This is a genomic window from Ruegeria sp. HKCCD6604 (genome assembly GCF_013110635.1).
Classification (GTDB): Bacteria; Pseudomonadota; Alphaproteobacteria; order Rhodobacterales; family Rhodobacteraceae; genus Ruegeria.
On record NZ_WVQW01000001.1, the window covers coordinates 90,999 to 104,612 of the forward strand.

Sequence of the window (13,614 nt, forward strand, 5' to 3'; positions counted from 1 at the left end):
GGAGGAACCTTGTCTCAGGATGACTTTTTTGTGCCGATATCTCAAGCGTGATGAGTCCCGCGCCGGTCGGGGCGGATGTCAAAAGTTCAAGCACTTATGCTGGCTTAGGCACTGACGTGGCCGCGGGGCCTGAGCAAGAGAGGCCCGAAATGGGCCCCCTGCGTCCAATGCGCCGGACCGATCAGTCGCGGGTTCCCGCGAACCTGTCCTGCCATTCTTCGCGCTGTTCATCCGTTATCTTGGCGAACAGAACGTCTGGCACGGTAAAGTCGTGACCGGACGGCAAGGCGTTCAACGCGGTGGCAACATCATCGGGCCAGCTGGTATCCAGCGTGTTCATCGCGCTCAGCATGCGGGCCGAGGTGTCGGGGATGAACGGTGCGCTGAGCACGGCGTAAAGCCGGATCAGGTTCAGGCCAAGACGTACCTGCGCGGCGGCCTGCTCGGGGTCTTCTTTAAATGTGGACCACGGAGCTGCGGCCTGTAGATATTCATTTCCGGCAACCCAGATTGCCCGCAGCTCCTGCGCGGATTTGCGAACCTCCATCGCTTCCATATGGCCTTCATAGGCGCGGACGCGTTTGGTGAACTCTTCGATCAAGGCCTGCTCGCGGGGGCCGAACTGTCCACCATCGGGCACGGCCTCACCAAATTTCGAGCGGCAGAATTTGGTGATCCGGCTGACAAAGTTGCCCAGAACGTCTGCAAGGTCCTTGTTCACCGATTGCTGGAAGTTCTCCCAGGTGAATTCGCTGTCGCTGCTTTCGGGCGCATGGCTCAGCAGCCACCAGCGCCAGTAATCGGCAGGCAGAATGTCCAGCGCCTGATCCATGAACACGCCACGGCCCTGGCTGGTCGAAAACTGGCCGCCGTCATAATTCAGATAGTTGAACGACTTGATGTAATCCACCAGCTTCCAGCGTTCGGGTGATCCGGTCTCTTCATTATGCGCGTTGGTGCCCAGGATGGTGGCCGGGAAGGACAGCGTATGGAACGGCACGTTGTCCTTGCCCATGAATTGGACATAGCGCACGTCGCCCGCGCCCTTGTCGGTGCGCCACCAGCGTTCCCAATCCGCATCGGACCTGCCGTTGGCATCTGCCCATTCCTTGGCGCAGGCGATGTATTCGATGGGGGCGTCGAACCAGACGTAAAAGACCTTGCCTTCCATCCCCGGCCAATCGTGATCGCCTTTTTTGACCGGTACACCCCAGTCCAGATCGCGGGTAATGCCACGGTCCTGCAAGCCGTCGCCGTCATGCAGCCACTTCTTGGCAATCGAAGTGGTCAGGACCGGCCAGTCCATCTTGCTGTCGATCCACGCATCCAGTTTGTCCTTCATCGCGGATTGACGCAGATACAGGTGCTTGGTCTCGCGCGCTTCCAGGTCGGTCGATCCGGAAATGGCCGAGCGCGGCTCGATCAGGTCCGTCGGATCCAACTGTTTGGTGCAGTTTTCGCACTGGTCGCCGCGCGCGCGATCATAGCCGCAATTGGGGCAGGTGCCTTCGATATAGCGGTCAGGCAGAAAGCGACCATCGGCGTTGGAATACACCTGTTTCTCGCTGACTTCGCGGATCAGGCCCGCGTCATCCAGCTTGCCCGCAAAATGCTGGGTCAGGCGCTTGTTCTGCTCGCTGGACGAACGGCCGAAGTGATCGAAGCTGAGGCCAAACCGGTTGGCGATATCAGCCTGAATCGCATACATGTCGGCGCAATACTCCGCCACCGGCTTGCCGGCCTTGGCGGCGGCCAGCTCGGCGGGTGTGCCGTGTTCATCCGTGGCGCACAGGAACATGACCTCGTTCCCCCGGCCACGCTGGTAACGCGCGTACAAATCAGCCGGCAATTGCGAGCCGATCAGATTGCCGAGGTGTTTGATCCCGTTGATGTAGGGGATCGCCGAGGTGATGAGAATCCGAGCCATGATCCGTTTCCGCGTAACTGTCTGCGCGCCCGTCTACATGATGTGATCGCCTAGCAAAAGCCCGGCATTGACCTGCTTGTCGATTTAGACCCCGAAGGCAACGAAAATCGTGCTGCCGCAACGATCTGGATCGCGTTCCGGGGACATGTCCAAAGCTTTGGGGCAAGCAGAGGGACTCCAACGCCTTGAATCCGAGTCGCAGTGCCCCGTCCTTGTTCCATACCGAACCGACCGAAAAGGCCAGGGTGATCACAAAAGACATTCAAAGAACAGCGGGGGTGCCCAGTTTTTCACTCTTCCCGCGACCGTTTCAGAAGGCGACCAATCGTGAATGAGGTGCGCGGGGCGTAAACATAATTCGTGCGCTCTTCGGGGGTGGGGCGTGACCGCATCCGCGCCAGACCAAACACGATCAAGAAGACATGCCCGAACGCCACGAAGGCAAAAAGGGCACCCGGGCCAAATTGCTGGATCAGGGTCGAGGTTATGTAGGGCGATGCAATTGCCCCCAAGGCAAACCAGAACATCAGGGCAGCCGAGAGTTCCACCCGTTCCTCGGCCGTGGCAAAGTCGTTTGCGTGGGCGGATGAGACCGAGAAGATCGGGAAGGTTGTCAGGCCAAAGAACACGGCCGCCGACATAACCCCGATCATTCCGGTGCCGCTGGCTGCCATGGTGACGCCGCAGCTGAGTACCGCGGCAGCCGACAGCCAGATAAGGACCCAGCGCCGGTCATATTTATCAGCCAGCCAGCCGACGGGGTATTGAGCAAGCGCACCACCCAGTACGAAAGAGGCTAGGAAGAATGCGATCTGATCGACGCCAAGTCCGACCTCTTGCCCGTAAACCGGACCCACCATTCGGAACGAGGCCGAACTGAGCGCGGCCACGATCACGCCTGCCACGGCCAAGGGTGAGCTGCGCCAAGCCAGCTTGGGTTTCAGGCGGGGCGCGTCAGGTGTTTTGGGTTGGCTTGCTTTGGTCAGCGTCAGCGGCAGCAGTGACGCACAGCACAGGATCGCCAGCAGGTTGTACGAAACGTAAGAGGCCGGGGGCAGAACGGCGATAATCAACTGGGCGCACAGGGACGCGCCCATATCCGCGATTCGGTACGTTCCCATTGCACGCCCTCGGGTTTCATTGGTGACCTTCGCGTTCAGCCAGGCCTCGATCACCGTGTATGCGCCTGCCACGCAGGTGCCCGAGGCCACACGCAGGGCGGCCCAGATATATGGGTTTTCGGTCAGCGTATGTCCGATGAGGCCCATCGCGCCCAACGCGGTGCAAACTGCAAATGCGCGCGAATGACCGACATTGCCCATCAGACGTGGTGCCCACCAGCAGCCGATGAAAAACCCCAGAAAGTGCGAAGACCCCAAAAGACCGATCTGTTCGGTCGTGAAATCCAGCGTGATGCCGGAAATGGCATCGAGTGGCCCGACGCCTCCTGTGGAAAGCTGAAGCAGAATGACCGAAAGAAACAGGGCGGCAAATGAAATGATCGTGCGCATGGTGGTCTCAGATTGGCAGGGTCGCCGCACAATGCGCGCATCAATTCGACTTTAGCGAGTCGTTTTTTGCCGTTCGGCGATCAGGTCGCGCGTATGATCTCGGCGCGGATGTCCAGGCCGACGGTGTCGTCGACCAGGTCAGGATAGCCCGAAGCTCCGAAGTCGTGCCGGTTCAAAGCGCCCTTCAGGCCAATGGTCAGGCGGCTCAGATCGTTCACTGCACTTCCTACCTGCCGGTACAGATTGACCTCCAACGTGATCGGGCGGGTCACGCCGCGGACCGTCAGATCACCCGTGATCCGAGCGCCATCTGATATCCGCCCTTCCGCGCCCAGTTGTATGTCCGTTGACACAAACCGGATCGTTGGGTGCTGCTTCGCGTCCAAAACGCTGGGGCTGAGCATGGGCATACGGGCAAAGGGAAGCCGCGTTCTGGCTTTGCTGACGTCCAGTGTCACCGTGACCTGGCTGTTCTGTAGCCGACCTGTGTCAATCTGAACATTGGCGGTCCGGATCGGCATCGTCCCTGACTGTGTCACCCCCGCAAGATCAAACGTGAACCCGACCCGGGTGCCTTCATCCGACAGGATGTATGGCCGCAATGCGGCTTGTGCCGCCTGGGTCAGGGGCAGGATTGCCAGCCCGGCAAGCAGGCTGCGACGGGTCAGAAGGGTCATGCCATGACACCTTCCCGTGTGGGGCGGGATCTTCTGAGCAGCATCAGAACGATCGCAATGTTCAGACCATTCCAAAGGATGCCATTCACGAACGCCAGTTGGTAGCTTCCGGTGAGGTCGTAGATCCATCCTGACATCCAGCCACCGAGCGCCATGCCAAGAATGGTCATCATCATGACGAACCCGACCCGCGCACCAGCTTCTTGCGGCGGCATATATTCGCGGACAATCAACGCATAGCTGGGCACGATGCCACCCTGTGCCAGACCAAAGAGCAGGCTGATGGCATAAAGCGACACCATTCCATCGTAGGGCAGGAACAGGAACAGGGCGATACATTGCAGGAGCGAACCGATCAAAAGCGTCATGACCCCGCCCAGCCGATCTGCCAACAAACCCGAGATGATCCGGCTGACAACACCACCCAATAACATCAGTGACAGCATCTCGGCCCCGACCGCGGGCCCATATCCCAGCCCGACGCAATAGGAGACGATATGAACCTGTGGCATCGACATGGCGACGCAACAACCGATCCCGGCCAGGCCCAGAATATATTGCAGCGCGCGCGGTGACACACCGACACTTCGTGCATTGATTTGGGCGGATGCTGCGGCGGTGCTGTGTGCCTCGACCGGAACCCTGCGGCGTAGCAGCAGCGACAGGGGAATGACGACGACAAGCGTCAGCACGGCGAGCGTCAGATAGACCTGTTGCCATCCATCCCGCGCCAGAATTCCGGACAGCATGGTGGGCCAGATGGCGCCGGACAGGTAATTCCCACTGGCGACCAACGCGACGGCAATGCCGCGCCGTTTCATGAACCAATGTGAGATATCTGCGATCAGCGGGCCAAACCCAATCGATGTGCCCAGCCCCAGCAGGAGATGCGCCGCGGATAGCAACATTATGCTCGGTGCCAGCGTTGCCAGCACATAGCTCAGCGCACTCAAGACGGCTGCTCCGATCAGGGCGCTGGTGACGCCCAGCCGGTCCACCACCTGCCCCAGCCACATGTTGCCCAGGGCAAAACCGATCATCGCCAAAGTGTACGGCATCGAGGCTTCGGCACGACCGGCCCCGAATTCGGTTTCGACTGCGGGCATGACCACGATCACGGCCCACATGCCCACATTCGCCACTGTTGCAATGGCGAGCGTGATCAGAAGGCGAAGCCAGGAATAGCGGCTGTCATGGATCGGATGGCTCATGTGGTGACGCTAGGGCGCGGCCCGCGTTTTGACCAGTCACATCTTGCGTGATCCGTGTGGCTTTATGCCGGTGTGTCTTTGGTTTCGATCCGTTCCAGATGCAACCCGGCACGGGCGGCGGTCATGGTGGCCTGCCATGTGACCGGGGGCAGGGCACGGGCGCGGCGGCGTGTCAGAGCCCAGATCCGAGCCTCATCCCGATGGGTGGCCGCCATGTGCCAGCGCGTTTCAACCCCTTGCGCGCCGCCATCTCCGGGTGTCAGCAGCAAACCAAGCGGAGCCCGCCCCATCGCACCCCCCTGTTCGGCGGCCAGATGCATCCGGCGTATCGGCGTGAGCCCCGGTGCGCCGGGCAGGTCGCCGATGATCAGCGGAATGGCCCCGCTGCGCAGCGCCTCCTCCAGGCACCACAGCAGATCTTCGGCACGGGTGGGATGAACAAAAATGAACCGGGCCGGATCGGCAAAGGCCATCATCCCATCGGGGTTCAGCTGGCCGGGTTCCCAGGCGGGGGAAATCCACAAGACCGGCCCCTGCGTCTGACCGGCCAGCCACATGGCAAAGCTGCGCCGGGCGGGGCCGCATGCCTCGTGCACGCGGCCCAGTTCCAGGGTGATCTGCGGATGGAGCTTTACCCCCGGCGCCTGACGCGCAGTTTTGTGGCCAAGAAGTTGAGTGGACATGCCGGAATGCTAGCATGTTCTATTTTTGTTCTCAAGTGGTCAGGGCCGTCAACGAGACAGGATCAACTTGCCATTTGCAAATTGGACGCTCGAGAAACGATGCAGGTATTCCATTCCCAAAAGCGATTTATCCAGCTCGCCCTCATTGACCCAGGCCGATACGTTCTGGTCGGTAATGGGGCCTGCGGTCAGGGTGTCAAGCCGCACCGGCGCTGTGCGTACCTCGCCGTTGGCGGTCAGGGCGCGGCCGAAATAGTTCAGTTGATCGGGATCGATGCCCACACGTTCTGCGTCCCGGGCACTGAGAACGATCTGGCTGGCGCCGGTGTCGACAAGAAAGTTGATCGGCTCACCATTCACCAAAACCGGCAGGTAATAGTGACCATCATAGGCACGAGGCACCTCGATCGCGTTGCCGGTGACGGTCATCTGCGGGGCAGGGCCAACCGAAGACCGGATGTCTTCCCACAGGCCGATGACGGCGATGACGCCAACAAAAATGAACACCCAGGCCATCACCTGCTGCAACGTCTTGTTCAGGGTCTGGCGGTTTTGCGAAACGAACCAGAACGCGACGGCCAGCCCAAGCACGACCAGATAGACCAATTGTCCGATATCGACGCTGTCCACAGGGTTCACCCCACTCAAGTTGCACGTCACATATATGGGGGTTTAAGACGCAAAACCAAAGGCCTTGAGGCCATCGAGAATGAACTGCACCGACAAGGCCGCAAGCAGCATCCCCAGCAGCCGGGTCAACACGTTCAGCCCGGTTTTGCCCAAAATCCGCGCGACCGCGCCAGAGGTCAGATACATCACGAAGACCATTGCCAGCACAACCAGCATCACACCGATGACAATAGCAAGGCCCTGAATGCCCGGCTGCTGGCCCGCAAGCAGAATCATCGTTGCAATCGATCCGGGGCCTGCAATCAGCGGGATGCCCAGGGGAAAGACGGACGGGTCCGGGTGTTCCTCTTCCTCGGCGCTGCTTTCGCGTCGCTTGGTGCGGCGTTCAAACAGCATATCCAGCGCGGTCAGGAACAGCAGGACACCTCCTGCAACGCGGAACGCTTCCATCGAGATGCCAACAAACCCCAGAAGGGCTTCGCCAAAGGCGGCAAACAGGGCCAGGATGAAACCCGCCGTCAGGCAGGCCCGAATGGCAATGGACCGGCGCGTGTGCCAGTCCATACCCTGTGTCAGCGCCACGAAGATCGGCGTTTGCGCGGGCGGATCAAGGACCACGAAAAGCGTTGTGAACGCGGTAATCAGAAATGCACTGTCCATTGTTATCTGCTGCTCCGTTGCAGGTCTTGCAGGATACGCAGGGCATCCTGCGAACAACCCGATGGGACATAGACGTGATCGTGGTGATACCCCGCGACCATGTTCGCGGGAATGCCGGCCCGTGCCAGCGCGCTGGAAACGGCGGCGGTCAAACCAACCCCTTCCAGCGAGGAATGAACCTGCAACGTGATGCACCGCATCGCGACGGCATCTTTCGGTGCCGCAGCGATCGGGACGACAAGAGACAGCCCTTCGGCCTCGGCGCAGCTGGCCCGCGTGCCCTGTGGCCAGGGTTTGTCTTGAGGCCATACGACAAAGGCAAGTTCACCGGGCTGCAAGTCGGGATGCATACCCGCGATCATGGCGTTGGTGTCCGTGATGGGCGTGCTCATGCGGTTTCCGCCTGTTCAAGCCGTTCGGCGGCCGCGACCCACAATGCCTCGGCTTTTTGCATGGCCTCGGTGACTTCGGTGAACTTGCGGTTCCAGGTTTCCAGGTCGTTGATCCTTTCGTCCTCGTACAGCGCCGGATCGGCCAGTTTGGTCGAAAGCTTGTCATGCATTTCCGTCAGCTTTTCGATCCGGTCCTCGCATTTGCGCAGATCCGCACGCAAGGCCAGTATCGTCTCGCGCGGGGGGCGTTTCGATTTGACCGCCCGGGGCTTTTCCCTCACGGGTCTGTCGCGCGCCAGCAGCAGGGACCGATAGGCTTCAAGGTCGCCGTCGAAAGGTTTGACCGTACCGTCCGAAACCAGCCAGAGTCGATCCGCGACAAGGCTCAGCAAGTGCATGTCGTGACTGACCAGAACCACCGCGCCGGAATAAGCCGTCAGCGCCTCGACCAGCGCCTCGCGGCTTTCGATGTCAAGGTGGTTGGTCGGCTCGTCAAGGATCAGCATATGGGGCGCGTCGATCGTGGCGAGCAGCAGTGAAAGCCGCGCTTTCTGTCCGCCCGACAGGCGCCCGACCTTGGTTTCCGCCTGATCCGCATTCAACCCGAACCCGGCCAGTCGCGATCGCCACTTGCCCGGTGCTTCGTCAGGGCGCAGACGGCGCAGGTGGTCCAGCGGCGTTTCGTCCACGTAAAGCTCATCCACCTGATGCTGTGCGAAATACCCGATGCGCAGCTTGTTGCTGCGGGTCATCTTGCCCGCCATGAGGGGCAGCCGGTCCGACAGCAGCTTGGACAAGGTCGACTTGCCCTGTCCGTTCTTGCCCAACAGCGCGATACGGTCATCCTGATCGATACGCAGGTTCAGACGGCGCAACACTTCGGTTTCGCCATAGCCGGTGACGCCGCCTTCGATCTGGATGATCGGTGGCGACAGTTCCTCGGGTTCCGGAAAGCTGAAGGCGCGCAGGGCGGCCTCTTGCGGGGTCGAGACCAGTTGGATGCGTTCGATCATCTTCAGGCGCGATTGAGCCTGAACGGCCTTCGACGCCTTGTAGCGGAACCGATCCACAAAGCTTTGCAGATGTGCGATGCGGGCCTTGGCCTTGGCGTTTTCCGATTCCGCCTGTGCCAGCCGTTCCGCACGGCGTTCCGCGAACTTATCGTAGGGCACCGCGTAATAGGTCAGCTTGCGGTCTTCCAGATGCAGGATCGACCCCACGGCGCGGTTCAGAAGGCCGCGGTCGTGGCTGATGATGATCACAGTGTGCGGATATTTGGCCAGATAACTTTCCAGCCATAGCGCGCCTTCGAGGTCCAGATAGTTGGTCGGTTCGTCCAGCAGCAGCAGATCGGGCTGAGAAAACAGCACCGCCGCCAGCGCAACGCGCATCCGCCAGCCGCCCGAGAAATCCGAACAGGGGCGCTGCTGATCTTCGTCGTCAAAGCCCAACCCCTTGAGGATCGAAGCTGCGCGGGCCTCGGCGGACCAGGCGTCGATATCGGCCAGACGTGTCTGAATTTCAGCGATGCGTATCGGGTCTTGGGCGCTTTCGGCCTCGGCCATCAACGCACTGCGTTCGGTATCGGCGGCGAGAACCGTATTGATCAGCGAGACGTCAGAGGAGGGCACCTCTTGCGCCACGCCACCGATCCGAGCGCGTTTCGGGACCGAGATATTTCCCGATTCCAAAGCCAACTCGCCCCGGATCAGGCGGAACAGCGTGGTCTTTCCGGTTCCGTTCCGACCGACAAGGCCAACCTTGTGACCATCGGGAATCGTCGCGGTTGCGCCGTCAAACAACGGGCGACCTTCAACGGCATAAGTGATGTCTTCGATCCGTAACATGGGGCGCTCTTAGCAGAGCTGTGTTGCCACCGCCAGCGGCTCGGCATGTTCAATCTTTAAGCAATGTGATAGCGCTGTGTCGTTTGCTATTCAGAACGGTTTTCACATGCGCGCGGCCCGGACACCTCCGCACTTGGTCACTCTGATTTTTGCCACGGCACTGTCGGTTTTGTCACTGAACATGTTCCTGCCGTCTTTGGCCCACATGAGTACGGATTTCGGTGTGGATTATGGCTTGGTTAACCTGTCGGTTGCCGGGTATCTGGCGGTCTCAGCCGTGTTGCAGCTGATCATGGGTCCGCTTTCCGATCGTTACGGGCGCAGACCGATACTTTTGATGTGCATCACCATCTTCGTCATCGCCTCAATCGGATGCTTTCTGGCCGAGGCCATTTGGACGTTCCTGGGCTTTCGTCTTTTGCAGGCCGCGGTGGTGGCTGGGTCAGTTCTTTCCAGCGCATCGATCAGAGATCGGTATCCGCCGAACGAGGCTGCAAGCAAACTGGGGTATGTGGCGATGGCCATGGCTTTGGCCCCAATGCTTGGCCCTATGCTGGGTGGGACGCTCGACATGCTCTTTGGCTGGCGCTCGGGGTTTGTTCTTTACACTGTGCTGGGGGCAGGGCTGCTGGTTTTGCTTTGGTTCGACATGGGCGAGACCAATACAAACCGCTCTTCAACTTTTACAGCCCAATTGCGCGAGTATCCGGATCTGTTTCGCGCCCGCCGATTCTGGGGCTATGCCTTATGCGCATCGTTTTCGATTGGTGGGTTCTACAGCTTCATCACCGGCGCGCCATTGGTGGCTGCCGCATGGTTTGATCTGAGCCCTGCCATGTTGGGACTTGGGATTGGTATCATAACAGGTGGGTTCATGGTCGGTAACTTCGTCACTGGTCGGATCGCGGCACGGACACGTCTGACCACAATGATCCTGATCGGCCGCGTTGTGGCTTCGACCGGGCCATTCTGCGGATTGCTTCTGTTCATCGCCGGGCTGGGGTCAGTCTGGGTATTCTTCGGTTCGGCCATCTGCGTTGGGTTCGGCAATGGGCTGACCAATGCAAACGCTTCGGCAGGGGTCATGTCCGTGCGACCCAAACTGGCAGGCAGCGCGGCAGGGTTGTCTGGGGCGATGGTGGTCGGGCTTGGCGCGATCCTGACCTCGATGACGGGTGCGTTTGTCAGCCCTGAAAACGGGCCGTTTCTGGTTCTGGGCATGATGTGGGCCAGCAGCTTTGCAGGTTTGCTTGCAGTGCTTTACGTTCGGCGTCTGGACCGGGTAGACCCTTTGCCGGATACATTCTGAGCGCCAAAGCGGCAGGCAACCCATCATAACACTTTTCATGAGCGAAAGACCGTGGTACGCGGCGCGCGATGGATTTCGGCGCGGACCCGCGCCACATTGTAAGGAGAGGCCGACATGGCACTGGAACGTACATTCTCGATCATCAAACCCGACGCAACGCGCCGCAACCTGACTGGCAAGATCAACGCCAAGTTCGAAGAAGCCGGGCTGCGTATCGTTGCGCAGAAGCGCATCCACATGACCAAGGAACAAGCCGGCAAGTTCTACGAAGTACATGCCGAGCGTCCGTTCTATGACGAACTGTGCGAATTCATGTCGTCGGCTCCGGTCGTTGTTCAGGTTCTGGAAGGCGAAGGTGCCATTGCGAAGAACCGTGAAGTCATGGGTGCAACCAACCCGGCGGACGCAGCACCGGGCACCATCCGCGCGGAATTTGCTGAATCGGTTGGCGAAAACTCGGTCCATGGTTCGGATGCACCGGAAACAGCGGCTGTTGAGATCGCATATTTCTTCTCGGGCATCGAACTGGTCGGCTAAACCGGTTTTTTGCCGAAAGATCGGGCCGCTCCGCCAGGAGCGGCCTTTTTTTGTTCAGACCTGCTTTAGATCTTTGGGTTCAACCCGAACCCCGACGGCATCCAGATCGGCAACCATCCGGTTTTCCGGCGCGGCGCTGTTGCCGGCCTTGATCGCGTCGAAACGTTGTCGCAGCTTCTTTTTCTCTTCACCCTTGCAATCATTCCAGGGGCGTCCCTGAAGCCCCATCACCAAAACATAGTAGCCGATGAAATGTGCTTTGGTACCAGCCCGCAAAAGCCGGGCATAGGCTTCATCCGGTCCCAGCTGTCGCAGTTCATCAGCCGAGTGGATGCCGGCGCGCGCGCAGGCCTGCTCGAAAGCCGGGCCAAGGTTGCGGATCGAAGAAACTGGATCGCTCATGAGCCTGTCTTAATTGCACCTCTGGGGTCTGTCACCCATGTTTGCGCGTTGGCGAAACATAATGCCTTGCTGTCTTCTGGTGTTTCCGCTCTCATGAAGTCATGCTGCCTCGGCGGTCCGGGTTTCAAAAGCCAACAGATACCAAACGCGGGTCGGTCCAGGGCCAGACAAACTGCTGACCAAGGTAAAAGCCGAATACGCTGAACGTGATGAAGGATCAGAACCGTCGAAGAAGGAACCAGCGTGCAGAAGATCGTTGAGACAAATGTCATTGAACACCTGAAAACGCCCCGGATTGGTGGATCATGACCGAACCTTCAGGTGTTCAGTGCATTCTGTCCCGATCCATTGACAAAGCGCATGTTGAAAAGCTCATTCCCGGGTTCACGATCAGGATCGACCCACCAACGGAATCGAGATCTTTCGTGCTTTTGGATTGCCACGATCAATCGTTGCGGAATTCAGGTCGTGTTCTGGTTGAGGTCGCAGAAACACTGTGGCTTTTCCAGAATGGCCGTGCGCCGCTGTCTCAACGCGGTAAGGGGCAGGGGCGGTTTGTTCAAGACCTGCCGCGGGGTCCGGTGACAGGGGCTTTGAAGGGTTTCCCCAAACTGCGTGCGCTGATGCAGATCGGAACCGGAGAGATTCAGACGAAACCCCTCGTCGTACTGGATGAGCTGGAGAAAACACTGGTCAGGGGAACGGTTTGGTGCCTGTCTTCGCAGACGGGTCAGGCAGCAATCGTTCAGCTTCAGCGGCTGCGGGGGTATGAGAAAGAATTTCAAAAAGTGAACACCGCGATTTCCGCCTTGTCCGGGGGCGGGCCGGGTGTCGAAGCGCTTTGTGCCGGACTTTTCCCGGGCATGGCCGCCTATCGCGCCAAGCCAGAGATCAAGTTGGGAAAAGCTGAGCCATCTATTCAGGTCGCGGCAGATATCATTCAAACATATCTGCAAGTTGCCCGGCAAAACGAATATGGGGTGATAGCCGATATCGACACAGAGTTTCTGCATGATTACCGGGTGTCATTGCGAAAGGTCCGATCCGTGATCAGCCTGTTCAAAGGCGTATTTTCCGACGCGCAGACAGTGCAATTGAAGCGTGTCTTTTCCGATCTCATGGCCGCCACCGGGCGTATGCGTGATCTGGATGTCTACCTTCTGGAAAAAGATAAATACTTCAGTCTGGTACCGCCCAGTCTTCACGCGGGCCTGCAAGAGATGTTCGACCTTTTCGAGAAGGAGCGCGCCAAGGAACTGTCACGCTTGTCCCGCCGGTTGCGCAGTGACGAATACAACGCCCGTATGTCCGATCTGACGGCGATGTTCAACGGAACGGATCACCTTACGCCCGGATCTAACGCGAAACGGGCAGCACATGAATACGCGTGCGCATTGATCTGGAAACGGTACCGCAAGGTCTGCAAAATCGCACGCGGTATCACCGACGAAACTCCGGACGAAACCGTGCATGACCTTCGTATCGATTGCAAGAAACTGCGCTATCTGATGGAGATATTTGGGCCTCTGTTCGATGAAAAGAGCTTCAAGACAATCATCAAGCCGTTGAAAAAGCTACAGGACAATCTGGGTGTGTTCAACGACTGCGCTGTCCAGCAAGAGTCCTTGACGGCTTTTGTCGCGCAGCACAGCGACACGCGGGGCCATGTGGATGCGCGGATGGGCCTGGCCGTTGGGGGATTGATTGCGGTTCTGGATCAGCGCCAAAAGGCCGAGCGGAGCCGCGTGATTGCCAGCTTTCAGAAGTTTGACGGGCCAGATACCCGGCGCCTGTTTCAGAACTTGTTTCACCGACAAAAGGAGTGAGG

13 protein-coding genes are annotated in these 13,614 nt (G+C 59.2%); 3 read left to right on the top strand and 10 right to left on the bottom strand.

From position 1 onward, the window contains the following. Nucleotides 1–181: 181 nt before the first annotated feature. The 9 genes from metG to GS614_RS00470 all read right to left on the bottom strand — a co-directional run bounded on the left by metG (nucleotide 182) and on the right by GS614_RS00470 (nucleotide 9,538). The gene (gene metG, locus GS614_RS00430; protein WP_171725251.1) at nucleotides 182–1,927 is read right to left on the bottom strand and encodes a methionine--tRNA ligase; all 1,746 of its coding nucleotides are present in this window, start codon (nucleotides 1,925–1,927) and stop codon (nucleotides 182–184) included. A 290-nt stretch (nucleotides 1,928–2,217) separates the two neighbouring features. Beyond that, nucleotides 2,218–3,438 carry an MFS transporter gene (locus tag GS614_RS00435; protein WP_171725252.1) on the bottom strand — a complete coding sequence of 407 codons (1,221 nt, stop codon included), beginning with the start codon at nucleotides 3,436–3,438 and terminating at the stop codon, nucleotides 2,218–2,220. Nucleotides 3,439–3,518: 80 nt separating this feature from the next. Next, nucleotides 3,519–4,115: a YceI family protein gene (locus GS614_RS00440; RefSeq protein WP_171362991.1), complete on the bottom strand. Its 597-nt coding sequence runs from the start codon at nucleotides 4,113–4,115 to the stop codon at nucleotides 3,519–3,521. After that, entirely contained in the window at nucleotides 4,112–5,326 is a 1,215-nt protein-coding gene (locus GS614_RS00445) for a CynX/NimT family MFS transporter (protein WP_171116319.1), read from the bottom strand. Before GS614_RS00445 ends, GS614_RS00440 begins: the two co-directional genes overlap by 4 nt. A 62-nt stretch (nucleotides 5,327–5,388) precedes the next feature. Continuing rightward, nucleotides 5,389–6,009: an ImuA family protein gene (locus GS614_RS00450; RefSeq protein ID WP_171116317.1), complete on the bottom strand. Its 621-nt coding sequence runs from the start codon at nucleotides 6,007–6,009 to the stop codon at nucleotides 5,389–5,391. Between the two features lie 48 nt (nucleotides 6,010–6,057). Beyond that, on the bottom strand, nucleotides 6,058–6,639 hold the full coding sequence (locus GS614_RS00455; RefSeq protein WP_171116315.1) for a TIGR02281 family clan AA aspartic protease: 582 nt from the start codon (nucleotides 6,637–6,639) through the stop codon (nucleotides 6,058–6,060). Nucleotides 6,640–6,681: 42 nt separating this feature from the next. Next, nucleotides 6,682–7,299 carry a MarC family protein gene (locus GS614_RS00460; RefSeq protein ID WP_171116313.1) on the bottom strand — a complete coding sequence of 206 codons (618 nt, stop codon included), beginning with the start codon at nucleotides 7,297–7,299 and terminating at the stop codon, nucleotides 6,682–6,684. Between the two features lie 2 nt (nucleotides 7,300–7,301). Continuing rightward, complete coding sequence (locus GS614_RS00465; protein ID WP_171725253.1) at nucleotides 7,302–7,691, bottom strand: ACT domain-containing protein; 390 nt, start codon at nucleotides 7,689–7,691, stop codon at nucleotides 7,302–7,304. Continuing rightward, nucleotides 7,688–9,538 carry an ABC-F family ATP-binding cassette domain-containing protein gene (locus tag GS614_RS00470; RefSeq protein WP_171725254.1) on the bottom strand — a complete coding sequence of 617 codons (1,851 nt, stop codon included), beginning with the start codon at nucleotides 9,536–9,538 and terminating at the stop codon, nucleotides 7,688–7,690. The genes GS614_RS00465 and GS614_RS00470 overlap by 4 nt, the downstream gene beginning before the upstream one ends. 106 nt (nucleotides 9,539–9,644) lie before the next feature. Here GS614_RS00470 and GS614_RS00475 point away from each other — a divergent pair, with 106 nt between their 5' ends. Together GS614_RS00475 and ndk are read left to right on the top strand one after the other, a co-directional pair. Next, nucleotides 9,645–10,847, top strand: coding sequence for a multidrug effflux MFS transporter (locus tag GS614_RS00475; RefSeq protein WP_171168687.1), 1,203 nt, complete (start codon nucleotides 9,645–9,647; stop codon nucleotides 10,845–10,847). Nucleotides 10,848–10,961: 114 nt separating this feature from the next. After that, the gene (ndk, locus tag GS614_RS00480; protein WP_068334875.1) at nucleotides 10,962–11,384 is read left to right on the top strand and encodes a nucleoside-diphosphate kinase; all 423 of its coding nucleotides are present in this window, start codon (nucleotides 10,962–10,964) and stop codon (nucleotides 11,382–11,384) included. A 54-nt stretch (nucleotides 11,385–11,438) separates the two neighbouring features. Here ndk and GS614_RS00485 read toward each other — a convergent pair whose 3' ends face one another. Then, a complete protein-coding gene (locus GS614_RS00485) occupies nucleotides 11,439–11,786 on the bottom strand; it encodes a TfoX/Sxy family protein (protein WP_171168488.1) in 348 nt (115 codons plus the stop codon). A 305-nt stretch (nucleotides 11,787–12,091) separates the two neighbouring features. Here GS614_RS00485 and GS614_RS00490 point away from each other — a divergent pair, with 305 nt between their 5' ends. Continuing rightward, the gene (locus GS614_RS00490; protein ID WP_171725255.1) at nucleotides 12,092–13,612 is read left to right on the top strand and encodes a CHAD domain-containing protein; all 1,521 of its coding nucleotides are present in this window, start codon (nucleotides 12,092–12,094) and stop codon (nucleotides 13,610–13,612) included. Nucleotides 13,613–13,614: the final 2 nt, after the last annotated feature.

Coding starts and splice junctions, on each gene's coding strand:
- GS614_RS00435 (WP_171725252.1), bottom strand. CDS start 3,438: ATGCGCACGATCATTTCATTTGCCGCCCTGTTTCTTTCGGTCATTCTG.
- GS614_RS00450 (WP_171116317.1), bottom strand. CDS start 6,009: ATGTCCACTCAACTTCTTGGCCACAAAACTGCGCGTCAGGCGCCGGGG.
- metG (WP_171725251.1), bottom strand. CDS start 1,927: ATGGCTCGGATTCTCATCACCTCGGCGATCCCCTACATCAACGGGATC.
- GS614_RS00440 (WP_171362991.1), bottom strand. CDS start 4,115: ATGACCCTTCTGACCCGTCGCAGCCTGCTTGCCGGGCTGGCAATCCTG.
- GS614_RS00485 (WP_171168488.1), bottom strand. CDS start 11,786: ATGAGCGATCCAGTTTCTTCGATCCGCAACCTTGGCCCGGCTTTCGAG.
- GS614_RS00470 (WP_171725254.1), bottom strand. CDS start 9,538: ATGTTACGGATCGAAGACATCACTTATGCCGTTGAAGGTCGCCCGTTG.
- GS614_RS00475 (WP_171168687.1), top strand. CDS start 9,645: ATGCGCGCGGCCCGGACACCTCCGCACTTGGTCACTCTGATTTTTGCC.
- ndk (WP_068334875.1), top strand. CDS start 10,962: ATGGCACTGGAACGTACATTCTCGATCATCAAACCCGACGCAACGCGC.
- GS614_RS00460 (WP_171116313.1), bottom strand. CDS start 7,299: ATGGACAGTGCATTTCTGATTACCGCGTTCACAACGCTTTTCGTGGTC.
- GS614_RS00465 (WP_171725253.1), bottom strand. CDS start 7,691: ATGAGCACGCCCATCACGGACACCAACGCCATGATCGCGGGTATGCAT.
- GS614_RS00490 (WP_171725255.1), top strand. CDS start 12,092: ATGACCGAACCTTCAGGTGTTCAGTGCATTCTGTCCCGATCCATTGAC.
- GS614_RS00445 (WP_171116319.1), bottom strand. CDS start 5,326: ATGAGCCATCCGATCCATGACAGCCGCTATTCCTGGCTTCGCCTTCTG.